The organism is Methanosarcina spelaei (assembly GCF_002287235.1).
Classification (GTDB): domain Archaea; phylum Halobacteriota; class Methanosarcinia; order Methanosarcinales; family Methanosarcinaceae; genus Methanosarcina; species Methanosarcina spelaei.
This window is the reverse complement of sequence record NZ_LMVP01000301.1, coordinates 1-22,841: the sequence shown is the minus strand read 5'-3', so window position 1 is coordinate 22,841 and position 22,841 is coordinate 1. Positions and strand designations below refer to the sequence as shown.

Below are 22,841 nucleotides of genomic sequence, written 5' to 3'. Positions count from 1 at the left end.
AAACCTCGTTGAATAAAAAGGGTTCTGGACGTATCAAATCTTGGATATACTGAGCCCTGGATGTAATGAGTCCTGAGATATTGAACTCTGGATGTAATAAGTCCTGAGGTATTGAACTCTGGGAAAGTCCCGAAGTTTTTAATACTTCGCCTTTTCCAGCAGTTTTTAGCTAAAACTTTCTGTTTTCTTAGCTTATGCTTTCCTACAACTCTTTGCGTGGGAAGCAATAAGCTCTCTCATCAATTTTGCCCCAAGCATGGCGGTTTGTCCGGAATCGTATTCAGGGGCGATTTCTACGACATCAAAAGCCATTGAGAAAGGAGCAAGTGTTCTTATTGCAGTCCTTACATCTCGCGCACTCAGGCCAAAAGGTTCAGGCGTGCCGAGACCAGGAGCATAAGCCGGGTCTATTGCATCCATATCAAGGGAAAGATAGATCTGGCTGCAGTCAAGCCACTCAAGGGCTTCTTTAAGGATCTCTACCATGCCTGTGGATTCCACATCATCAGCTGTGTAATACTTCAGGTTATTTTCCCTGGCAAAAACCCATTCTTCTTCCGGGCCGCTTCTTATGCCTATGGAAACAAGATTCTTAGTAACCTCATTGAGAATATTTCGGGACACACACGCATGGTTATGCTTAAAGCCCCTGTACTCTTCCCTCAGGTCAAAATGAGCGTCCAGGACAAGAACCCCGAAATCTTCTCCTGCGATTTCAGCGCAGGCCTTAACCATAGCAAAGGTCAGAGAATGCTCTCCACCAAGCATAATTGGAAACTTACCATCATTCAGGAGGTCTTTTGTAGCTTCGTACAGACTCTGAAGTGTTTCGTCAACCAAAGCGGAAGTTTCCAGGTTTCCGGCATCATAAATTGGAATATCGACAAGATCTATATCGAAAGTCGGGTTGTAACTCTCAAAATTTGCGGAGGCCTGCCGCATAGCGTCAGGAGCCCAGCGGCTACCTGCTCTGTAAGAAGAGGTATTATCAAAAGGCACGCCGAAGATAACATAACGTGCAGATTCATAGTCTGCAAGAGCGTCTATAAAAGAATTGGGTAAAAACATAATTTAGCCTGATACGAAATTATTTGCTTAAAAAAAGAATGACTCAGGTCCTTAACCTGAGTTCTCACTTTAGTTTTGAAAATTTATGTCCGTATATCGAGCTTGACCTTGTTAAGAGCTGTAATGTAAGAAATCTCTTCGCCCTCTTTGACCTTATCCTTGTATTCATCAGGAATTACGATCTCAAAGGTTGAGAAGTCTCCCATGTCCATAAGCTGGGCAATGTCGCCGGTAATCGAGATTACCTGTGCAGTCTTTCTTTCCACAATCGGGACGTATACTTTGGTTGCAACTGAGCCTATGAAAGAGCGCTTCTGGCCGTCAAAAAGTCCGATAGCCTCTATTCTTGCCTTTGCAGCCCCGTGTTTTCCCGGCTTGGATTTGGTAATGCTCTTTATGACACATGCTTCGTCATCGATAATTACGTATTTCCCTTCTTTGAGTTCCTTTACTTCTACCTGCTGTTTCATAACGATTCTCCCATACGTTTTTAGATGTTTATAAACAAACATGATATTCCTTGAATAACATGCACAACTATATGAAAATGCATGCTGATGGCAGCATTTTCATGCTAAATGAGCTGTAAACGTCATTCCGAATTTGCCGAAGACTTTCCATGACTCCGGTAAAGTAGTATAAGAAGGCTTTTCTAATTTTTAAGCCTGGCTCTTATTTTATCCATACATTGCTTAAGGCCTGGATAGAAAAACTGGAAAGTATTCCAAATTTAGGATGCCTGCAGAACCAATCTACAGATCGAGAACTAATACGATTAATTATCCATGACTATATAACGCTTGTGCGAGATTTTTCGTCTTTTGACCGAATTTCGTGGAAAACTGCATGAAATTTCCGAAAAATCCAGATTAAAGGAATACTGAATTAAAGGGAATATTGGACTTTAAATAGAAAATCCTTTACCTTATAAGATTTATTACTTTTTAGAGTGTGCGGTAGAGTAAAAATCACTGAAAGTAGTTCCTTTTTGTTTTTAAGATTATTTCACGATTCGATCTGCAGTTGTTATGGCAAACACACTGCCTTTCCGTTTTTCATATTAAAAATTAATTCCAAGCTCCTTTAACTTCTCCGGCCTGGGCACTCCTTCTTCATTCCATCCTCGGTAATGATAATATTCCTGAAGTGCAGCTTCAAACTCCTGCCTGGGAATTCCGTACCCTTCATTCCCTCCATTGTTTTCAAATAGCCTTTCAGGAAGGGTATCTTCTTTTCGGGTAAATCCTGCTTTAAGGTTATACATTCTCTCAAGATTATAGGTTCTTTCTCCAATTCTCAGGAGCTCTGCGGGCGAAATCTCCATACCTGCAGCCGAAAGTAGGAGAGCAGAACCTAGCTCTTCACCAAGGGCAAAACCTGAGTAAGGGCAGAACACAAAGGAGTCCAGAACTGCAGTCAGGTTCTCAAATACCTGGAGAATACCTGCTTTTCCTTTAAGGCTCAGACGGTTAAGACCTACAGGCTTCCCAAGTACCTCAGGTCCGACCATGAAAGCAGTCAAATAGTCTCCCCCATGGCTGGAAGTAGCATAAGCCAGGGCCTGCCCCCTTATCCCTCGTGGATCAAAACCTCCGAGTTCGAGCCCTTTCACATCCATGCTCAAGTCTGTTCTCCCAAGACTTGACAAGTATCTTCTAGCCCCATTTCCTAACTTTGACCCTTCCCCAATTTTCGAGAGCAGAAACTCCAGTCCATTAGCGTTAATCATTCTCGATTTGAGCTCTGCACAAGCCCCGAGCACGGAACCTGCTGAGATCGGGTCAAGCCCGTAATCCTTGCATATTCTGTCAGCTTTAATCACGGAGGTGATATCAGGGTTTTCGAGGTTAAACCCGAAGGCCCAGATGGAATCATAATCAGGTAAAATTTGTCCTTCAAGCAAAGTTTGTCCTTCAGTCAAAACCTGTCCTGTCTTTTTAAACATCTGCGCTGTTTCTTTAATTCTCTTTTTACAACCCAGAGGACAGCCAGGACAACTCTCTTTTTCAAGCTTGAAGACAGATTTGATATACTCTCCTGAAAGCATATCTGCAAAGGGAGGATTCTTTCCAGTAAAGTTCTTGCTAGGGATGAGATTCATATAATCCAGTAATTTTACAAGCGCAGACGTGCCATAATTTGAGAGTCCTTTAGAGAGCATGGGACTTGCATCAAAAAGTTTCAAAACTCTTATCTCAAGTTCTCGGAATCCCTCAGGATCGAAAGGTAAAAGTTCTTTTTCTCCTTTCACAACAACGGCTTTGAGCATTTTTGAGCCGGCAATTGCACCCAGACCTCCTCTTCCTATATGGATGGAATCGACCACAAAAGAGGAAATCGGAACCTGTTTTTCTCCTGCTTTACCAATGCATGCCACGCTGCCTTTATTTTCAAGGACTTCAGTACAGGCCTTGACATTTTTTCCCCAGAGCTGCTCTGCGGGCACAACTTCAACATTTCCTTCTGTAATTTCCACATAGGAAGGCCTGTTTGTCGTTCCGGTGACTACCAGAGCATCAATTTCAGCCTTCTTGAGTTCTCTCCCGAAGCCCCCAGTCATATTCCAGCTAAATGTTGTGCCTGTTAGAGGTGATTTCGACGTGAGGACCGCTCCTGAAGCCATTGGGGCAAGGCCAGAAAGAGGCCCAGAGGTAAATATAAGGGGATTTTCCGGACTAAGAGGGTCAATATCCGCGCCTGCAAGTTTGGAAAGCAGTTCTACCCCCATCCCTCGGCCACCAAGGTATTTCCGAATTAAGTTTTCATCAGTCCTGACTGTATTTACAGATTCGGAATCAAGGTTTACGTATACTGTTTTTCCTGTCCAGCCAGCCATATTAATTCCTCTATTCCTGATGTCATTCCTTTTTACTTCTGCTTCTTAATTTTGTTTTTACTTTTATTTTTATTTCTGCTTCTTGATTCTGTTCTTACTTCTGGATAGATAACCATGGATAAGACCATAATAGTTAACACTAGCGCTTTTATTCAATAATCTGAGGATGAGAAATATGACCTTAATAGCAACTAATCCCATAAGCGCCGTAGATATGCAAAATTAAATTACCAAATAAATATAAAAAGAAAAAAAATGAATGAATAAAAGTAGAGAATGTTATTGATTTTTCTTTACGCTTCCTGAAGGCTGTAGACTCAATCCTCACTCTTAATTTGCTATCTGGTCGATAATTTCATTTGCTTTCCTGACCATGTAATCTGCTTCATCAGCCGAAACCTGTTCACATAGTTTCATTTTTTCAACAAAATTAATGAATGAATTAAGTACGGAAACAGCTTCTGTATTCTCGCCCTTTTCATAGTAACATTTCGAAGTATCAAGCAGATTTTCCAGGCCTGCTTTTGTATTTACGTGGCCCCTGTACGTAATTTCTATATACTCCTTAAGAGCCTGTATCCTACCCAGAGGCGTTAGCTCCGAAGAACAATTATCAGAAGGCTCAGTTTCGTTCTCATCTCCCTCATCATCTGTACAGTTATCATCCAGAGGCGGCACTTCGGCCGAAGCAAGAGTAAACATGTAGATATCTGGGTTTCCATTACGGGAATCGTGCCAGACTATTCTGTCCTCATAGATTACAGGATCACTCGCTGACCAGCTGGTGGAGATTTGAGTTTCAGTATCAGTAGAGAGATTGTACATGTAAATATCCCCCCCTAACTCTACATTGAGATTTCGATTCTCATACCACACTATCCGGTCTTCATAGATAGCAGGAGCTTGTTTATCTCCATCCTCTCTGGCAGTTATTCGAGTTTCAGTGGAAGTAGAAAGATTGTACATGTAGATATCCCACCCTCGACGCTGATCTGCCCATACTATCCTGTCTCTGTAGATAGCAGGCTCTCCTTGGTATGATCCATCGGTAGTGATCTGAGTTTCCCTGGAAGTGGAAAGATCATACATATAAATATCGGAGTTTATGTTGTAATCGTCACCGTTGCGCCAGTCTTCCCATACTATCCTGTCCCCATAGATTTTAGGTGACTGCTGATTTGATCCATTGGTGGTGATTTGAGTCTCCTTATGAGTTGAGAGATCACACATGTAAATATCGTTGTTGGGATAGCCATTGCGCTGATCTAACCATACTACCCTGTCTCCGTAGATAGAGGGATCAAATTGATCGGAGTTGTTGGTAGTGATCTGAGTCTCTCTGGATGTGGAAAGGTTATACATGTAAATATCCCAGTTTCCATTACGGTCATCTGCCCATACAATCCTGTCCCCATAGATATCGGGATTCACCTGACATGACTTATTGGTAGTTATTTGGGTTTCCGTAGAAGTTGAGATATTATACATGTACACATCTCCGTTTATGAAGTCATGCTGGTTTCCATTGCGCCAATCCCTCCAAACTATCCTGTCCCCATAGATAGCAGGATATTCTTGCTCGGCTTTACTGATAGTTATTCGGGTTTCCGTGCCCTGTGCCAGCTGTTCTTCTTCAACGGTGGTAATCCGGGTTTCTTTGGCAGTTGAGAGGTCGTACATATAGATGTCCGACATATCATTGTAAGTTATAGCATTTCGCTCATCTGTCCAGACTACTCTATTTCCATAAATCGCAGGATCACCCTGACGGGATTCATTGGTAGTAATTTGAGTTTCCCTGGAAGTCGAGAGGTCGTACATGTAAATATCACGGTTCCAGTAACCGGGAGCGGCTTTACGTCCGTCTTCCCATACTATTCTGTTACCATAGATGGCAGGATTATTTGAATCAGCATCATACTCACCTATAACCTGTTCAGTGGAAGTAGAAAGGTCATACAGCTTGATAAGGTAGTTTCCTGTTACGGTCTCAGCCGAAGAAACAACCCGATCCCCGTAAATGAAGGGAGCATGATTCAAATCTCCTGCTTCACCAGATCCGTGATCAGAGCCCCAGAAATAACTTGTAATCCGGGTTTCGGTAGAAGTCGAAATGTTATACATGTAGAGAGTTCCATCTTCAACCCAGACGATCCTGTCAGCGTAAATATCAGGATTGCCCTGATCTGATAAATTGTGCGTTATCTGAGTCTCAGTGGAAGTGGAAATGTCGTACATGTAAATATCCTGGTTTCCATTACGGGAATCCTGCCACACAATCTTATCGCTGTAGATAGCAGGATTGATTTGACTTGATCCATTAGTGGTGATCCGAGTTTCCGTCTGACTGGAAATATCATACATTTGAATATCCCAGTTTCCACTGCTATTATCCTGCCATACTATCCTGTCCCCATAGATATCGGGATTTTGCTGTTCGGCTTCATCGTTTGTGATCTGGATTTCAGTGGAAGTAGAAATATTGTACATTTGAATATCCCAGTTTCCATTGCTATCATCCTGCCACACTATCCGGTCTTCGTAGATAACTGAGTTTCTTTCCGAACCTGCAGCTGCGTTCCCTATGGTCATCAGAAATATAACAAGAAGTACTCCAAAAGAAATTGACTTACTTTTTTTAATTTTCATATTGTTTGCCCTCAATCTAAAATGAAATTTTTAATCCACATTTTCTTTGTTCCTAAACCCAGTTGTTCCAATATTTGATTATTGAACTCTAAATTTGAGGAAAGATCCGTTTGTAATCAAATCGACATTCGAGGCTGCAGTTTTCAATTTAGAGATAAATTTAGGGACTGCACTCTTCAAACTTTGTGATTTTTAGCCTGTATTAAGCACTGAGGTATGGAGACGACTTATGAAATTTACATAAAAACAAGTCTAGATTTTTACTTGCCCCAAAAACCCGAATAGGAAGGACGAATGTTCAATCCCTACTTTAAAAGAGATATCCAGATAAGAATATATTTATTTCTATTTGATCTAAAATCGAATGGTTTATTACATATTACATCTCAAACTTGGAAAAATAGATATAAAATAATATTTTTATTTAAACATTATAATTATTATTTTTTTAGATTATTCTTTTCTCAATACGATTTTTTCAATTTTCATTTTCCATTATTCCATAATATTTGATTCTGCGCTCAAATCCGAGGCTATTTAAAAAGTGTCGTTGAAATGTGAATCTTTAAATATTGTTGAGAAAAAGATTTTTTAAAAAGTGTTGTTGAAATCTTTATTTGAAAGAAGTTATATCTTGAAGATCTTAAAAAAGCCAGCCTTTAAGACAAAGAAATCTCACATATTATTGTATGAATCTGGAGAAACCTTACATCATTTCTATTTATGCCATTCTACGGAACGAGAAAGGCGAGTTCCTGCTTCTCAGGCGGTCGGAAAACTCTCACAGTAACCCGGGAAAATGGGACCTTCCAGGGGGAAAACTGATCCGTGGAGAACCTCTTGAAGAAGCAGTTGTTCGGGAGGTCTGGGAGGAAACAGGGATTTCAATTGTTCCCGGAGAGATTGCAGGATATGCTACCTTTGAGCTTCCGGACAAAAAGGTAATTGCCGTAGTATATGACGGGGGATATCTCATTGCTGAGGTAAACTTGAGCGACGAACACATTGAACATACGTGGATTTCTCTTGATAGCATTCTGGAACTTGATACTCTTCCCGAGCATTTTAAAGAGTTCTTTAAAAGATTCGCTGCAGAAAATAAAGAGCCTCCAGAGATGCCTATTTAAGCCTATCTTGAAAGTGATACCTGCTGAGCCTGTCCCAAACTAACTTTTACTCCTATTTTTACTCTTATAATTTATAAAAGTTATAGAATTAATTTCCTGGTCAGAGGCTCAATTGACGATTTTAAAAAGGAGCTTCAAAAAAGTGTATTTTGAGCTTTGGGATCAGTTCTTTAAGTAAAAATTCGAAATAAAAATTGATGACTTACATTAAGGTTATTTGTAAGCTGATAATAAAGAACTTTTTTTCTATTTTATAGATGTGTTTTTAATCCAGTTTATAATACATCCTTCAAGAACTATTCCCTTAGTTATTACTTTATTGGGTTGTTTTCAAGAAATTGCAAATTAAATGAACTTTTTTTAGATATTTACTTATGAAATAATTTTATTCGAAAAAGTAAGCTTTATATCTAAGAACAAATTTTCTGGTCATTATCTTGTTAACAGAGTGAAAATAACTAGGACTTATTCGACTAAATTGAAGGATTGTAGAATTTAAATCTTAATTGATTTTGTCCTAAGGAGGATTTACATGAAAAAATCTTTTTCATCTATGATTTTATTAGTTATTTTATTCTTGCAAGTAATTTTAGCTATTATACCATCAATTGGAGTGGTCTCGGCTGCAGACAATGTCACAGCTACAGGCAATGTCACAATTAATGACTTTACTTGTAACGTCCTTAAAGGGACTGTTCCTTTTGATTCAAGGTTAACTGGTAACGTGACCGGTAAAGTTACCAGTTGGAAATGGGAATTTTATAATCCACAAATTGACCATTGGTCTTACAGCAGTGGAAACGGAAACTCGGTAACTACTTCTCATAGATTTGGAAGAGCTAAAGCTTATGGAGTTTTCAACGTTACTTTGACTGTAGTTGGGCCTAATGGAAGTGATTCCCTTAAAAAGATAGATTATGTAGTGGGAAATAAAAACACTACAGACCTACCAACTGCTAATTTCTCTGCATCCTCCACTTCTGGATATGCACCATTGAATGTAACATTTACTGACAAGAGTAAAAATTCAACTACAGCTTTATGGTATTTTGGACTGACAAATACTTCAAAAGAAAAGAATCCAACATATACTTTCAATTATCCCGGAACTTATAGAGTTGTTTTAGAAGTGAGTAATGGAAGAGGTTGGGATGCAACAGCTCAAGAAATAACCGTTCTGGAACAGCAAAAAGTTCTTCCCGAAGCAAGCTTTGACGCCGATAATTCCAATGGTCTCGATGTCCAATTTGCAGACACCTCACAAAATGCAAGTGAATGGAGCTGGGACTTTGGAGACGGAACTAATTCAACCGAGCAGAATCCAGAACATCCCTATTCAACAGCAGGAAACTATACTGTCAATCTTACATCAAACAATGAAAACGGAACAAGCTTGGCAAACAAAACAATATATGTGGAAGAAGTGAGCGACTCAAGTGATGGAAGCAGTGGTAGCAGTAGCAGTGATAGTAACAGTGATAGCAGTAGTAGCGGTAGTGGTAGTGGTAGTGGTAGTGGTAGTGGCAGTAGCAGTGGTAGTAGCAGTGGAGGTGTTGGGGGTTCGCCCGAGCCTCAAAGTAATGTAGAAGCTAAAGAAATTTCACAAACTTCTATTACATACGGAAACTCTGCAAATTTCGATTTCCCACAACGTGCCACTCCTGTAACTAATATGAGTTTTGATTCTAAAAAGACTGTTGGTAAAACTACAGCTGTAGTTGAGATGCTAGTAAATCAGTCCACTCTAGTTTCAGAATCGCCTTCGGATGAAGTGTATAAATTCGTAAACATTTGGGTAGGAAACAGTGGATTTGCAACTCCCGATAATATTGAAAATACAAGAGTATATTTCAAGGTTGAAAAATCCTGGGTTCAAGACAAAAATATAGACAAGTCTTCCATTACCTTTAATGGATACAGCGACTCAAAATGGAATTCTTTACAAACCACTCTCGTAGGAGAAGACGATAAGTACCTGTATTTCACAGCTGAAACCTCGGAATTATCCTCTCCATTCGCAATAACTGGCAAGACAGCACCAAGTTCAACTCTGAATGAAACAAAATCTGAAACTCAATCTGAATCTAATAGTAGTCTTGAAAACAATGCAAGTAATGCAACAAACGTTAAACAAACACAAAATCCAAGTACTTCTGAAAACGAAAGCAAAAAATCTCCAGGTTTTGAATCAGTTATTGGAATCGTTAGCTTGTTTGCTGTGATTTTGTATAAAAGAAAGTAAGAATATGTAGTAAAGAAAGAATATATGATGAGGATTCAACATCCTAATCTAAGTTTTATGATGAGGACTTAATAACCTCATCTAAGTTTTATGACGAGGACTTAATAACCTCATCTAAGTTTTATGACGAGGACTCAATAACCTCATCTAAGTTTTATGATGAGAATTCAATACCCTCATCTAAGTTTTTTATAGTTTCATTTTTAGTTTCGAGGGTGCTAACAGCTATTCGTTCTTTTGGGAGCCAAATATGATTCGGAACCGTAAATACTCGACCGTAAATACTCGACCGTAAATACTCGTAACTACTGTAACTATATATCAGTTAGTCGAAATAGACTTAAAAAGTATGGATAAACAAAAAGTACTATTGCAATATTAGTACAGGAATATTTTTTATAAGTTGTCCTAAAACCGATTTTGATTTTTTGGATAAAATCTTAAATTGGATTCACTCTGAGGTACTTTATCTAAATTTTACTTGAAATATTTATCCTCAAGTTTTTTCCTTTTTTTCCTGCTGCGCTGCCAGCTTATCCCAAAGTACAGAAGAACTGCAAAAGCTACAAGCGCTGCAACACTCAGTAAAGGCCTGTACTTGCTCAGGAGGAGAGGATTTATATCTTCTCTTTGCTCGTGTTCAGGGTACATGATATCCCTTCTATTGCTGCTGTGACCCAGGCCCAGGGCGTGCCCGAATTCATGTTTTGCAATAGAAAGCATTGTCTCATCCCCATACTGGCGCCAGGATTTCCCCTGAAAGTTTCCTACCTCAAGCACTATGTCGACTCTTACAAATCGACCATTAGATACCCTGGGACTTGCATAGCCAGCAACGCCTGGAGGAGCTCCTTCGACAGTCTCCAGATTCTCTACCCATCTTATCCTGATATCAGCTTCTTTCGAATCCACAAGTTTGAAAACAGGCGTAAACTTAAGGTTTCCGTTTCCTCCCTCCTCCCAGTATTCCATAGCTTTTTCTATTTGTGCGTAATAGGTAGGGCTGTAGTGTTCTGGAACGTTGCTGTCATCAATATATACGGTAATAGGAGAGTGGTCCCATGGATAGTCCATAATCCTTTCCGGATTTGCTTCAGATGCAGCTGAGACGGTCAGTAAGATAAATACCGCAAATAACAGCAAATAGAATCTAACTCTGTACATATGGTCTCAACTTAATATAAATCAGCTTACCATGATAAAAATATTATTAACCCTGAAAACCCGACATAAAACTATCGATCCCTCGCATACATTCTAATATCTCACACATATTCCATACGTCACATATATTCACATAAAATCCGGGCAAATAGACGGATCTGTATCGGTGGACGATTATTAACGGAAGAACTTACAGAGACTAGCTTTTTGTCAAGTTTTGTCAGAGAATAAGTTTTTCAAAATTAAATGTGATCCTAATGAACTGAGTTTATAAGATCGCAAAGACAAATTTATAAGCGAATTCTGAGTTATTTTTTATAATGAATTTATAATTGAAGATATATCTATCATAACCTAGAATCTATCTATTTACTTAAGAGTGGCCTTGGAGATATTACATATCTCACAGTTCGAGTCACAACAGCACTCTTCTTCATTTTCGTCATCCGGAAATTCGGATGCAAGCGCTCTTGTACTTTCAGCTAGTACTGCGGCATTGGATATAGATGCTCCTATCATAATTGCATAAAATATTTTTTCTTTGTTAATTCCTTTTCGTTTTGCGACTCTAATATGCATTTTCAGGCAATGCTCGCAACGAAGGGCAGAAGCTACACCTATCGCAATAAGTTCGACTGTCTCTGGATCGAGGTTCTTGAATCCCCTCATTATGGAGTTCTCATAAAGTGTTTTTGGAATGAAAATCTCCGGAAGGTCTTTCATGAAGTTCATTATGTAGGGGACTTCACCATACTGATTCCGGACATCTTCAAGGAGTTCAGGAACAGCTTTCTCAGGGTCCTTTTTCAGAATTTCCACAATATCCTCAAGTTCCATACGAAACCACCAGCATAGATTAACATGGAAAAAGGATTCCGACGCAGTTTTTTCTGTTTCAAACCTTACAATCTAAAGGATAAGTGAAAAGCACGAACCCAATAAAATGTAAAGCAAATAACTCTTAACGCAACAGAACCCGGGTCAAATTGCAAAACCAACGTCAGACTTAGATTTGATTTTTATCAATATATAATTTTTCATTTTTGATTTTGAAATATCTGCAAGCTCGGAAAGGGTGACCCCTTCATCAAATTCCAAATTTTCAATTTTTTCATGGAATTCATCATATGAGAGTTTGACCCTGACTCCATTAAGCTGGAGGGTAAGTGGAGCAGGCGAAAGTACAGTTCGGATTTCCGGAACCTGATTTTCTATCTCATTCATTACTCTGGCAGGAAGCACTGCAAGTGGGTCTTTTGCCTGCTGTTTACGAATATTATCAGCAATCTTTCCAACTCCCTCGTTGAGTTTATCAAGGGCACTAACTTCCTCGGCTTTCCTTAACCTGTGAGATGTTCTTCCGATATTCCCAACGTAGAGGTCTGCTCCGTGAACTTCCTCCGTTTTTAATTCAGGTCCACCTGTAACCACAATAGGGATTTCTATGCCTTCAAAGAGCTTTGGCTTCTTGTTTATTATGCAGTCGCTAAAAGATCCGAATGTGAAAACTGCAATATCGTGTTCATTGATAAGCTTCCTTTCGTAATCCATAGATAGAGACACCCTGCGCCCCATTCCTCTTGCAAGTCCTATCATGTTTGTATTAGCTCCGGGATGACGAAGATATTCTGCTACATCACAAGCTGAATGTGGAAGGTGGTGAGAAGCAAGGGTCGGCGAAACGACTGCAATCTCAACTCCAGTTAGTGAAGCTTCTACCATCATCCCAAGTAAATCATCAGCTTGTTTTTTTACTATCGGGATGTCTTTTTCCGGAACAAGCATAATAAGATTGACTTCAGTCCCTGTAACTACTTTTTGGATTATGTAACCTCCAAGGTCTTCCAGCAGCTCAATTAAAAGTCCATGCTTGTGGACACCACCGGTATAAAGATAGGGTCGGAATACTGCCATCTTACTTTTTCCCTCCTTTCATGAGTTCCTCGAGCATCGCTTCCGTCTCTTTTATCCATTCACGTTTTAGTGCTTCCTCGGATGCCACAAAAATAAACTGGGTACCTTTATACAGGTGATACCGAACCCTGAAACCCTCTGGAGTGACACGGATTGCAAAATCAACAAGGTTTTCATGAAGCCTGTGCCGGGGATCTGCAACCATCATATCTTTAAGAAAAGCTGCTTCTTGATCTGGCTTATCCGTACTTATGGTCACAGTCCAGCGGTCTGGTTGGCTGATGTTAGCTTTCCCATAGCGCTCCCAGAGTTTTCCCAGAAGTTCCGGAATGTACTGCTCTTTTTTTATAGAAATTATTATTTCGCCAGCAACCGGTTTTGCCTCCATATCGGCAATATCGGTTGTTGTAACTTTAGTGCCCACATCCCTCAGGATAATTGCCATTTGAAAAAGGGAATCTTCAGGTCTTAAAACCACCTTTATTCTCCCTATCGCCGGGGCAAGCTTGAGATTTGAAAGGTTGTCCTCTATAATCTTTCTGTAAAATTCTTGCTCCGAAGCAATTGCGGACTCGACATCAAAGACCTCAAGAGAATCCATTTTCCCCTCACTCCTCCACAAAGCCGGAAGCAAGCAAAGCTGCTCCTACTGCCCCTATAAGGTGTGAGTTCTCTGGCACAAGGACCTTGATCTTGAGAAGCTCTTCAAGAGCTTTTGGAACTCCTGCAATAAGTGAAGACCCACCCACAAGAATCAGTGGTTCTTTAACATCTACTTCCTGCAACTGCTGCTCGTATATCTGTTCTACCACACTATAACAGGCTGCAGCAGCTACATCTTCAGGAGTAGCTCCTTTTGCAAGGGAATTTACAAGGGATTGAGTTCCAAAAACTATGCAGTAGCTGTTCATGGATACATTTTCATGCATCCCTTTGACTGCCAGGGCTCCCAGTTCGGTAATATCTACACCAAGACGCTTTGAGATCATTTCAAAGAAACGTCCTGAAGCGCCTGCGCAAATACCACCCATTGTAAACATTCCGGGAATACCGTCCTGAACCGAGATTGCTTTGTTGTCCATACCGCCTATGTCAATAACTGTTGCACTGCCTTTTTGCTTGTTAGCAAGATAAACAGCTCCTTTTGAGTTGACAGTTATTTCTTCCTGAATAAGCTGAGCTTTAAGACTGTTACCAATAAGGAAACGGCCGTATCCTGTAGTACCAAGAGCCTGAATTTCTTCCTTAGAGACCCCGGCTTCTTTTAGAGCCTGTGAGTATGCTTCTTCGGCGCTTTCAAGGACTTTCGTTGTGGGAACCCATCCCTTGCCTATTATTTTGTTGTCCCTCATTACCACGGCTTTTGTGGTTGTTGACCCTGAGTCTATTCCTGCAGTCAGTCCGGTCTGAACTTCCCTTGTAAGAAGGTGCCTGCGTCGTACAATTGTAGTAAGGGCTTCCAGACGAGTAAGAAGCGTGCCTGCACTGGTACTTTCAGTAAACGAATAACTGATTACCGGAATGTTAGAGTGCCCATGAATGTATCTTCGAATCTCATTTCGTACAATAGCTCCCTCAGCACAGCGGAAACAGGTGGTAATAAAAACCCCATCCGCGTTTGTTGTACCTTCAACAACAGCCTTTGCCCGGGCCATCATAAGCCTCAGGTCTCCACTTGCAACCTCAAGTCCGAAATCTCTACCTATAGTATCTATGGACGAAACATCAATTTCAGGATAGATAAATTTTGCATTTACTTTGGCTGCGGCTTCTTCAAACTCGGGCTGAACTCCGGCATACTCAGAGCCACAAGATACCAGTGCAATCTTGACAAGTCCAGAATCTTCACCACTCATTTTTTGCCCTCCTTTTCAGCCGCTTCTTTATCTTTCGCCTTTTCATCTGCCTCAGGTTTTTCCTTAGGCAATGACTCCAGAAATGCAACGATTTTGTTTACAAAATCGCGGGCTTCCTCGTCAGATTCAGGGTACTTTACCTCGAGTACAGGGACACCTTTTGAGCGGACAAGATACTTAGTCAGCTCATTTGTACGGTTACAACCCACACAGCCAAAGTCCGTGGGTGGGTTTTCAACTATAATTGCAGCTTCTGTCTGTTCTATAAGAGGACCTATCAGCGCCATCCTTCCCCTTACTCCAGCCGGCACTTCAATTGCAGCATATTTAAGGCCCAATTTAGGGTCTTCGGGAGTAATATTTATAGGAGGAGAGTCAAGACTGAGATTTGTAACTTTTTCTCGGATCTGGCTCATCATAGTAAGGGGTTTATGCCCGAAACGTTCAACCATATCAGCCAGAATAAGACTATTTATAGGATAAATGAAAACCTTTGCCAAAAAACTCACCTCGAAAGCTCCTCTTCAATAACTTTTTCCAGATCCGAAGTTTTAAGCCTGCATTTTGCTTTGTGTTTTTCTATTACACATTCCTTTGCTTCCAGTTCGTCAAGTGCAGCCCCTATCGCAGGAAGCATCTGCACTTCTTCCCTCAAAAAATGGAATCCTGGCCGCGGACCTCCGCCTCTGCTTGCGCGGCAGCGTCTTTCGTCTCCTGGAGGAAATCCTCTGTCTTTTACAAAAATGTGGTTTTTATCCAGCTGCCGGATTTGTTCAACCAGGGTCTCGACGTCATCTCTGGCTCCTGATACAATAAGCCCAAAACAGGTCTCCTTTACCGTAACCGGAAACTCTGACTCATAAATCTTCATAGCTGCATCTGAAGGCAGCACTTTATCCGAACTGATTACAATATATTTTGTAATCTCTTCTTTTTTCATTTCCGTCATCTTTCGTCTCTCCTTAGTCTCGGGAGACTTCACCTTCGATAAATTGGTGTGAATCCGCTTAAATATCCAGATTCATTAAAGCTACCATTTTATAATGAGCTGACTTTTTTGTTATCAAGGTTCCTGATACTAACAGGTTTATTATTAAGGTTTTAACCTGATACTAACAGGTTTATTGTTAAGGTTTTAACCTGATATTAACAGCCTATTATTAATTTTAACCTGAAATCAGCAAGCCAATTTTCAGCTTGAGTTATTTATTGGCCTGGTACTACAAGGCTATTTACTTATTACTGTACTAAGGTATATTACTTTATATATATATTATTTTTATTATGTACCCCTAAGTAGTTATCCAATTGTTTTTTGTTTATACTTTTAACTTTACTTGCGTACAATTTCAGTTACGTATATCGCCTCTCCTTCTTTGACACCGAGGAGCTTTTCAGGGTTTATTATACGGCCGATAATATTAGTTGAGGAAAATCGTTCTCCTGTGGGGCCAAAAAGCTCATCGTCCCCAAGTTTCACACCTATAGTTCCCATTCTCTTTGCTGCCTGGCTCGTGATTCCTATTTCTCCTCCGAGCACTTTGTTCGTGGGAGTATTTTCTGGAAGGATTTCCTTATACTTCACGACTTCCTTTTCGGTCTTAAAAAGATAAGTATCGTCATATATCATATAAACAGGCAGTTTTCCAACAGTTTTTGTCTTCAGCTCAAGAGCATGGCGGAAAAAGTCTACAGACTTCGGAGCTTTTTCAGGGTAAAGTTCGATTTCAATCAATTTTTCTCTGGATACCGCATATGCCGTTACTTTTGCTTCTCCAAGAATCTCGAGAGTTGTTGGCGGATCCTGCCTGACAATTATTGCATCTTCTCCAGTGTATCCGTCTTTTACCAGTTCAACACCTATAGAAGAAAGTACTGGACCTGCTTCTTCAAAGCTATGCCCCAGAAGAACTATTTGAGGAGGAAGGCTTTCAATCGAGAGTTTCTGTCCTTCTTCTGCTAACTTGATAAGTTCAATGCCCTTTGTTACATGCCCTACAACCGAATGCACAAGGCTTGAAGGACGATCCTCTCTGGAGATATATGTTCTACCTAATCCATACCCGACTGTTCGAACAGAAATTGCACCTTCTCGTCTTGGCTCGAAATTTTCGTAAGGAACGGGCTCTCCTTTTAGGTCATCATCTGAGATGAAGGAACTGGTAGTAGTATCTACATGGAGAGTTCCCTCACGTGTAAGGGCATAGAAATTTTCTGCCCCTCTTGGAGCATTCCTGGAAAGTTCGACCTCAAAATAAGTAAATATGCTGTTACCGTCTTCAAGAAGAATAGAAAGATCAGTTGTGCAGGTCTTTTCTGAGATTTGTTCCCATTCTATAATTGGTTCAATACCAAGAATTGTATCCTCTCTTGAAAGCCTGAACAAAATATTTCTTCCGGCTATAACTTCTGCAAAAGATCTATCTTCAGGAGTCCCATATTCTGCAGTATGTCTCCTAAGTGAAAAAATAAGATGAGTATTATGAGGATCAAAACCTCCTGCTCCAAACATCACCTCAAACGCTTCAAAACCCCCGGTCTCACGCGAAGGCTTAATTTCGGCTTCAAATGGTCCAAAAGCCAGAGCTTCAGGACTTGCCCAGTGAACTGATTTCCCTTCGTACTCTTTAAAATGCTCAGCCCATAATTTTCCAGAAGATGATTCAGGATTTTTTATTTCAATCCTGAGTTCTCCTCTGGGAGTACTGATAGCGTATTCAGTGACTGTTTTTGTCTTTTCTTTAGCGGCCTCTTTAAGAATTCCGACCGCTGTACCGGCTATATATGGGGCTCTGGAAACTTTAAGGGCATCTCCAAGGGTAGAGCCTGCAGGTAAGGTATATTGTTGCCCGTTCACCTCTACGCTGATCTCATTACTCGTAATCTGCACCTCATTTAGTATTTTCCATACTAAGAGGTGGCAGCATATTTATATTTCTTCTGCAGCCTGGATCCTTTCGTCTTCAGTAAGTTGAGATAGTATATTCTTCGGCTCACCGATGTCAACAATTTTCCCGTTACGCATAAGTGCGACACGGTCACATATCTCGTTTACGAAATCGGTATCATGAGAAACTACAACAAATGTTTCTCCTATATCCTCTCTGGCCTTAAGGATGGAAGTCGTCACCGAGGCTTTGGTGATCGGATCCATAGTCCCTGTAGGTTCATCCATAATGACAATTCTTGGTTCCTTGATCAGAACCTGTGCAAGTGCAATCCTGTGCCTCTCCCCTTCACTCAGTTCATCAGTCATTTTGGGTAAAATAGCTTTTGCCTTATTCTCATCAAAGCCTGCAGCTTTGAGAGTAATTACGGCTTTTCTGACCCCGAGTTCAAAAGGCAAATCAAGGCTAATAGACTCAGTAAGGTTATCTATTACCGAGCTGTGAGTGTAAAGGCCGTATTCCTGGTGCAGGAACCCCATATATTTGGTTGCTCTTCCTTTATTTTCCACTCCTAGCTTTGTCATGTCAACCCATTCATCTCCCACGCGGACCTCAACCTCTCCAGATGTTGGGGGTAATATTCCCATTAGAATTTTTGAGGTTGTAGTCTTGCCTGCTCCGCTCACTCCGACTAACCCGAAGATTTCTCCTTCTTTTACATCAAAAGAGATGCCATCTACAGCTCTTACCACGCCTCGATCAACTGAAATATAACGCTTTGAAAGGTCTCTTACCCTGATTATGGGCTCTCCGACCATGACATTTTTTTCCTGCCTTACAATGGATACACTTTGCATAAAGATTGCAGAAACCTCAAGTGGATCCCCTTCCATAACTACCTCTCCGTTTTCAAGCAGGATGGCTTTGTTCGCCATCTGTTCAATAACTTCAGGCCAGTGTGAAGTCAAGACCATACTCATATTATAATTCTTAACTGCCCTGATCATAGCATCATGAACCAGTTTTGCAGTCATGGGATCGAGGGTACCTGTTGGCTCGTCGGCTAACAGGAGCAGAGGACTCCTCACAAGCTGCCTTGCAAGCACAACCCTCTGTTTTTCTCCACCTGAAAGTTCTCTTGCAACATGCATCATGCGGTGACTTAGATTAACTTCTTCCAGCAGTTCAACTGCTTTTCTCATGGAGTCTTTTCCAGTATATCCTATTTCATTCAGAGAGTTCATGACATTTACAAGAACCCTTTCGTCTCCATAAAGAGCAAAGGTCCGCTGAAGCATGATAGCTATGCGCTTTGTAAGATCTTTCCTTATCGGGTCATAAAGAGAAAGTTTTACAAAATCAGCTTCGAAAGCATCCAGTGTTTCTCCGCAGACCGGGCACCTCTGTCCTATTTTACTGGGGCGCTCTATGTATCCACATTTCGGACAACGGGATAGATGATAAATTACTTCACCTGAAATATTCTCAAAAGACTCTGTGCCGCGCAGTACATGCATCAGGATCGTTTTTCCGGAACCGCTTTTTCCCAGAATTCCAACTATTTCCCCTTCATTGATATTTAAGCTTACATTTTTCAGGGCTTTATGACCGTCGAAATCTACGGTTAGATTTTTGACTTCAATAAATACTGGCATGGATTTTCCTCCGCAATTATGAGCTGCAATAATTTCTGGTGGCTCTTGCCTGCCTGGGCATATCGCTCAAGAGTGAAAAGCAATTACTATAAATGATAATATAATAGCATAAATAACAAATTTCACACGCTTAACGAATTTCACACATTTGGGCAACAACTACATAAGAGTAAAGATTACATAAACATAACGCATTATTTTTTCACTGTTAACATTTAAAGCACATTTAAAGTAATCTGCCGAATTTGTTTAATCCGTACTTTAGTTTCGTCCTGTTATACTGACTCGATGTATTATATTGATTTGTCTTAATTTGTCTTATTATATTGACCCGTCGTGTTATATTAATTCGTTTATATAATAATTCTCTTTACATCCTAACTACAGCGTTTTTACCACATCCACAACCTTTATAATATCGTCAATTATTACGTCTGCTGCTTCTCTTAGTTCTTTAGGTCTTTTGTCGCCTTGCTGTATTGTCATTACTCCTACATCTGCTGCCCTTAACGCCAGTATGTCATTAATTCCATCCCCTACCATGATTACTTTTTCATATCTTTGTTTTAGTTCGAGCACTACTTTTTCCTTCATAAGAGTGTTTGAAAAAGCAAAAACTCTTTCTTGAGGAATATTTATGAACTCAGCCAATTGCAGGAGAGCGAATAAACTGTCTCCGGACGCTATATAAGTGTCTACTTTCATAGAATGGAGAGCCTGGACCGTTTGTAATGTGGTACTGAATACATGCCCGCCTGTACTCAGTATATATGGAACACTTCTAGCCTGAGAGTCAACTATCAGACCTGCTGCCAGGTAAAAAACGTTAGGACAGTGGGATGTAACCGCTTTCAGCACTTCATGTACGTCACCCATTTTTGGGGATGTTCCTCTTATGATATCACACGCCATTTCCGGAGTAAAGTTTCCTTTTGAACAGCTTATACCTATTGAAACTCTGTACTCTTTTATAAACTCAAACAGAGGCATATCTTTTCTTGAGCGCAGGAGTATATCACTTTCAGCGTTTAGAACTACAAGCCCGCATCCGTTCTTTTGCGCGACAATAGCAGTGCTCTCTATGTTTTCAAGAATATTTCCGGTACTGGCTTCTTTTGCTACCCTATACATATGTAGAAGGGTCCCTGCGCTATCAAAGACCACTGCAATTCTTTTGGACATATCAGGTGATTAAGCTGTTAAATAAAAAAATCTTTGCGAAAATGTAAAAATAAAGTAAGAATTTATAAAAATGACAATATGTGAAGAAAAGATAACTTCACAGTACTGAGGCTCCTGATATCAGGACACCAACAAAGAACCCCAGGATTACTCCGGAATTTAAAAAGGGAAGACCTGCCTGCGGTTTTCCTTTCATTACCTGAATGGAAAGAACTGCGTGCCCTATAAGCGTGCCCAGTATGGCGCCAAGTACCGGATAGAAGTTACTTTTCATGAAGACGTTTGCTGAGACTACCAGCAGGGTAGGCATAACTGCATCTCCGAGCCCCATAAAAAAAGCCTCATGCTTTTCTCCCTTTTTGAAATCTTCCTTTAAGAAAGAATATTTCAGGTGTTTTGGAATTACGAACATGATTGGAAGTTTCAGATCCATTATCCCCTCGGCCATATCTACCATATGCTTTGTCTTGTATACCGATATAGCATCATATATTGCAAGAAGCACCAGAAGCACTATTACGGGAACAACTGAGAGGGAAATTCCTATAAGGGCACTTACCCCTGCTGCAACACAAACTCCTACAGTGTCGACTATGTACCATTCTGGATGTTTATAGAGCAGCACTGTTATTCCTATAGATAGCACAACTGAGGCAATGGACTCAAATCCTGAAAGTGACGGAATGAGGGCAAACAAGGCGAAGACTACATAATAAATAGTGCTTATTATGGCCAAATAAATAGAGAGACTGATCACCCATTTCATATTTTTCTTTATTGCCGTAAGGACAAACAGGGTAAAAACCAGGATCATTACAATATAATATATAGAATTGGACACCTGGGTTGGGTCCTCAAAAGCCTGCATTCCACTAACTTCCATTGGAGTTGACAAAAAGAGTGCAAGAATCTGCACTATAAGGATTAGTCCTCCCATGGAAATAATAGGTAAATAATCTTTAATTGATTGTTCAATGGAACTCAATTGCTAAACTCCTTAGTTCTTAACAGTATGCCTTTTCTATTCCTTTATTATACTACTATATTTCCATCTTCGAGTTCTCTTGACTGTTTATATATAACTATCTGAGAATCTGTTTTTCCTCTTAATATTAAACAGAGATTTTATTAAATAGAGATTTTCCGCTAAGTGCTTCCAAGATATATCTCTGAGACACTTACTCTTTTTCAGGAGTATCAATAATAGAAAGTGACGAAATGAAATCATAGTTAAATAATTTGTGATAAAAAACTATACTACATCTATTAAAGAATAGTGATATAGATAAAGAAAAGCAGTGAGTTATTTAACGGATAAATAATACCAGAAACATACATTTCCGTTTTTAAAGAAAAATATTTTGTAAATTTCAAATTAGAACTTATATATAACTCTTATTGTTTCTGTGGCAATAAACAAGTTTTTATCAATCAACTGCCTAATTTAGTTATTTTAACTATCGGAAGCGCAAGGGATCACTAATGCCCAGTCTTTACAAACTGTCAAATAGTTACAAGTAATTATCAAAATCTTGTTTTTCAATTTGAGGAATTTATATATTATTTTCAAATATTTGTACTCCTACATTAGATTCTTGGATAATCTCCTTAGAATGGAGAGCCCACACATAATTTGATTCACAAACTGAGTTTAGAAGAGTATTACTAAGGTACTCAATATTTATTTTATCCATTTTTCTATAGAAAACATATATTAGGTCACCTGTTTCTAGATATATATTTCAAATATTCTAAACTATAGAGTATGTCGATAAATAATATATACTTTTTTATTTTTGTATACGCCGTACAAATAATCAATTGAATAAGGAAAAAGAAGAACATTAGTGAGAATTTTGAGGAACCTCTGATTTCAATAAATGTTTATACATTCTTTATAAACACCCAGCCAAACATGGGGGTTTTCAAATTCTCTAGTATTATCGAAAGGAGCGACTTTAATATGACAAATAAATTAAAGACTTATGCAATTCTTACATTACTTATAATAGGATTTGTGTTTCTGGCTGGATGTGCTGGAAAAAATAGTGAAAGTTCATCTCCTGCTCAAGAAACGTCCTCAGAAGAGACTCCTGCAGAGAAAACTACTGTGTCCGAAGCACAGAGCATTACTCTGAAAGGCTCTGATACAGTTCTGCCTCTTGCACAGGCTGAAGCTGAAGAATTCATGGCTGAAAACTCTGGAAAAAGCGTAACAGTTACCGGAGGAGGGTCCGGGGTTGGGATTGCTGCTCTTATT

17 protein-coding genes and 1 pseudogene are annotated in these 22,841 nt (G+C 39.9%); 3 read left to right on the top strand and 15 right to left on the bottom strand.

Going from position 1 to position 22,841, the window contains the following annotated elements; genetic code table 11:
* Nucleotides 1-192: 192 nt before the first annotated feature.
* The 4 genes from speB to ASJ81_RS23780 form a co-directional block, all read right to left on the bottom strand.
* Nucleotides 193-1,068: an agmatinase gene (gene speB / locus ASJ81_RS13290; RefSeq protein WP_095644834.1), complete on the bottom strand. Its 876-nt coding sequence runs from the start codon at nt 1,066-1,068 to the stop codon at nt 193-195.
* An 83-nt stretch (nt 1,069-1,151) separates the two neighbouring features.
* Nucleotides 1,152-1,538, bottom strand: a complete 387-nt coding sequence (locus ASJ81_RS13285; RefSeq protein ID WP_095644833.1) for a translation initiation factor IF-5A — start codon at nt 1,536-1,538, stop codon at nt 1,152-1,154.
* A 590-nt stretch (nt 1,539-2,128) separates the two neighbouring features.
* Entirely contained in the window at nt 2,129-3,904 is a 1,776-nt protein-coding gene (locus ASJ81_RS13280; protein ID WP_095644832.1) for an aldehyde ferredoxin oxidoreductase family protein, read from the bottom strand.
* Nucleotides 3,905-4,234: 330 nt separating this feature from the next.
* Nucleotides 4,235-6,553 (bottom strand): hypothetical protein, encoded by a 2,319-nt coding sequence (locus tag ASJ81_RS23780; RefSeq protein ID WP_141241724.1) that lies wholly within the window; start codon nt 6,551-6,553, stop codon nt 4,235-4,237.
* 689 nt (nt 6,554-7,242) lie between these two features.
* Here ASJ81_RS23780 and ASJ81_RS13265 point away from each other — a divergent pair.
* Nucleotides 7,243-7,680, top strand: a complete 438-nt coding sequence (locus ASJ81_RS13265) for an NUDIX hydrolase (protein ID WP_095644831.1) — start codon at nt 7,243-7,245, stop codon at nt 7,678-7,680.
* Between the two features lie 532 nt (nt 7,681-8,212).
* Nucleotides 8,213-9,922, top strand: a complete 1,710-nt coding sequence (locus ASJ81_RS13260; protein ID WP_095644830.1) for a PGF-pre-PGF domain-containing protein — start codon at nt 8,213-8,215, stop codon at nt 9,920-9,922.
* 477 nt (nt 9,923-10,399) lie between these two features.
* Here ASJ81_RS13260 and ASJ81_RS13255 read toward each other — a convergent pair whose 3' ends face one another.
* The 11 genes from ASJ81_RS13255 to ASJ81_RS13205 form a co-directional block, all read right to left on the bottom strand.
* A complete protein-coding gene (locus tag ASJ81_RS13255; RefSeq protein WP_095644829.1) occupies nt 10,400-11,086 on the bottom strand; it encodes a matrixin family metalloprotease in 687 nt (228 codons plus the stop codon).
* A 369-nt stretch (nt 11,087-11,455) separates the two neighbouring features.
* Nucleotides 11,456-11,923, bottom strand: a complete 468-nt coding sequence (locus ASJ81_RS13250; protein ID WP_048109453.1) for a carboxymuconolactone decarboxylase family protein — start codon at nt 11,921-11,923, stop codon at nt 11,456-11,458.
* A gap of 144 nt (nt 11,924-12,067) precedes the next feature.
* The gene (locus ASJ81_RS13245) at nt 12,068-13,000 is read right to left on the bottom strand and encodes a methanogenesis marker 7 protein (protein ID WP_095644828.1); all 933 of its coding nucleotides are present in this window, start codon (nt 12,998-13,000) and stop codon (nt 12,068-12,070) included.
* 1 nt (nt 13,001) lies between these two features.
* Complete coding sequence (locus ASJ81_RS13240) at nt 13,002-13,601, bottom strand: methanogenesis marker 17 protein (protein ID WP_095644827.1); 600 nt, start codon at nt 13,599-13,601, stop codon at nt 13,002-13,004.
* A gap of 7 nt (nt 13,602-13,608) precedes the next feature.
* Nucleotides 13,609-14,856, bottom strand: coding sequence for a methanogenesis marker 15 protein (locus ASJ81_RS13235; RefSeq protein WP_095644826.1), 1,248 nt, complete (start codon nt 14,854-14,856; stop codon nt 13,609-13,611).
* Nucleotides 14,853-15,365 carry a methanogenesis marker 5 protein gene (locus ASJ81_RS13230; RefSeq protein ID WP_095644825.1) on the bottom strand — a complete coding sequence of 171 codons (513 nt, stop codon included), beginning with the start codon at nt 15,363-15,365 and terminating at the stop codon, nt 14,853-14,855. The genes ASJ81_RS13235 and ASJ81_RS13230 overlap by 4 nt, the downstream gene beginning before the upstream one ends.
* The gene (locus tag ASJ81_RS13225) at nt 15,362-15,805 is read right to left on the bottom strand and encodes a methanogenesis marker 6 protein (protein WP_095644824.1); all 444 of its coding nucleotides are present in this window, start codon (nt 15,803-15,805) and stop codon (nt 15,362-15,364) included. Before ASJ81_RS13225 ends, ASJ81_RS13230 begins: the two co-directional genes overlap by 4 nt.
* Nucleotides 15,806-16,189: 384 nt before the next feature.
* Nucleotides 16,190-17,746 carry a methyl-coenzyme M reductase-associated protein Mmp3 gene (gene mmp3 / locus ASJ81_RS13220; protein ID WP_095644823.1) on the bottom strand — a complete coding sequence of 519 codons (1,557 nt, stop codon included), beginning with the start codon at nt 17,744-17,746 and terminating at the stop codon, nt 16,190-16,192.
* Between the two features lie 39 nt (nt 17,747-17,785).
* The gene (gene atwA, locus ASJ81_RS13215) at nt 17,786-19,399 is read right to left on the bottom strand and encodes a methyl coenzyme M reductase system, component A2 (RefSeq protein WP_095644822.1); all 1,614 of its coding nucleotides are present in this window, start codon (nt 19,397-19,399) and stop codon (nt 17,786-17,788) included.
* A 381-nt stretch (nt 19,400-19,780) separates the two neighbouring features.
* Nucleotides 19,781-20,581 (bottom strand): HAD family hydrolase, encoded by an 801-nt coding sequence (locus tag ASJ81_RS13210; RefSeq protein ID WP_095644821.1) that lies wholly within the window; start codon nt 20,579-20,581, stop codon nt 19,781-19,783.
* 97 nt (nt 20,582-20,678) lie between these two features.
* Nucleotides 20,679-21,566 (bottom strand): presenilin family intramembrane aspartyl protease PSH, encoded by an 888-nt coding sequence (locus ASJ81_RS13205; RefSeq protein ID WP_095644820.1) that lies wholly within the window; start codon nt 21,564-21,566, stop codon nt 20,679-20,681.
* A gap of 978 nt (nt 21,567-22,544) precedes the next feature.
* Between ASJ81_RS13205 and ASJ81_RS13200 the strand changes: the two are divergent.
* A pseudogene (locus ASJ81_RS13200) lies at nt 22,545-22,841 on the top strand (phosphate ABC transporter substrate-binding protein); the annotation flags it as partial.

Excerpts from the sequence above, each read along its gene's own strand:
- speB (WP_095644834.1), bottom strand. The coding sequence starts at position 1,068 with ATGTTTTTACCCAATTCTTTTATAGACGCTCTTGCAGACTATGAATCT.
- ASJ81_RS13240 (WP_095644827.1), bottom strand. The coding sequence starts at position 13,601 with ATGGATTCTCTTGAGGTCTTTGATGTCGAGTCCGCAATTGCTTCGGAG.
- ASJ81_RS13210 (WP_095644821.1), bottom strand. The coding sequence starts at position 20,581 with ATGTCCAAAAGAATTGCAGTGGTCTTTGATAGCGCAGGGACCCTTCTA.
- ASJ81_RS13285 (WP_095644833.1), bottom strand. The coding sequence starts at position 1,538 with ATGAAACAGCAGGTAGAAGTAAAGGAACTCAAAGAAGGGAAATACGTA.
- ASJ81_RS13235 (WP_095644826.1), bottom strand. The coding sequence starts at position 14,856 with ATGAGTGGTGAAGATTCTGGACTTGTCAAGATTGCACTGGTATCTTGT.
- ASJ81_RS13265 (WP_095644831.1), top strand. The coding sequence starts at position 7,243 with ATGAATCTGGAGAAACCTTACATCATTTCTATTTATGCCATTCTACGG.
- ASJ81_RS13250 (WP_048109453.1), bottom strand. The coding sequence starts at position 11,923 with ATGGAACTTGAGGATATTGTGGAAATTCTGAAAAAGGACCCTGAGAAA.
- ASJ81_RS13225 (WP_095644824.1), bottom strand. The coding sequence starts at position 15,805 with ATGACGGAAATGAAAAAAGAAGAGATTACAAAATATATTGTAATCAGT.
- ASJ81_RS13260 (WP_095644830.1), top strand. The coding sequence starts at position 8,213 with ATGAAAAAATCTTTTTCATCTATGATTTTATTAGTTATTTTATTCTTG.
- ASJ81_RS13280 (WP_095644832.1), bottom strand. The coding sequence starts at position 3,904 with ATGGCTGGCTGGACAGGAAAAACAGTATACGTAAACCTTGATTCCGAA.
- ASJ81_RS13255 (WP_095644829.1), bottom strand. The coding sequence starts at position 11,086 with ATGTACAGAGTTAGATTCTATTTGCTGTTATTTGCGGTATTTATCTTA.
- ASJ81_RS13245 (WP_095644828.1), bottom strand. The coding sequence starts at position 13,000 with ATGGCAGTATTCCGACCCTATCTTTATACCGGTGGTGTCCACAAGCAT.
- ASJ81_RS23780 (WP_141241724.1), bottom strand. The coding sequence starts at position 6,553 with ATGAAAATTAAAAAAAGTAAGTCAATTTCTTTTGGAGTACTTCTTGTT.
- atwA (WP_095644822.1), bottom strand. The coding sequence starts at position 19,399 with ATGCCAGTATTTATTGAAGTCAAAAATCTAACCGTAGATTTCGACGGT.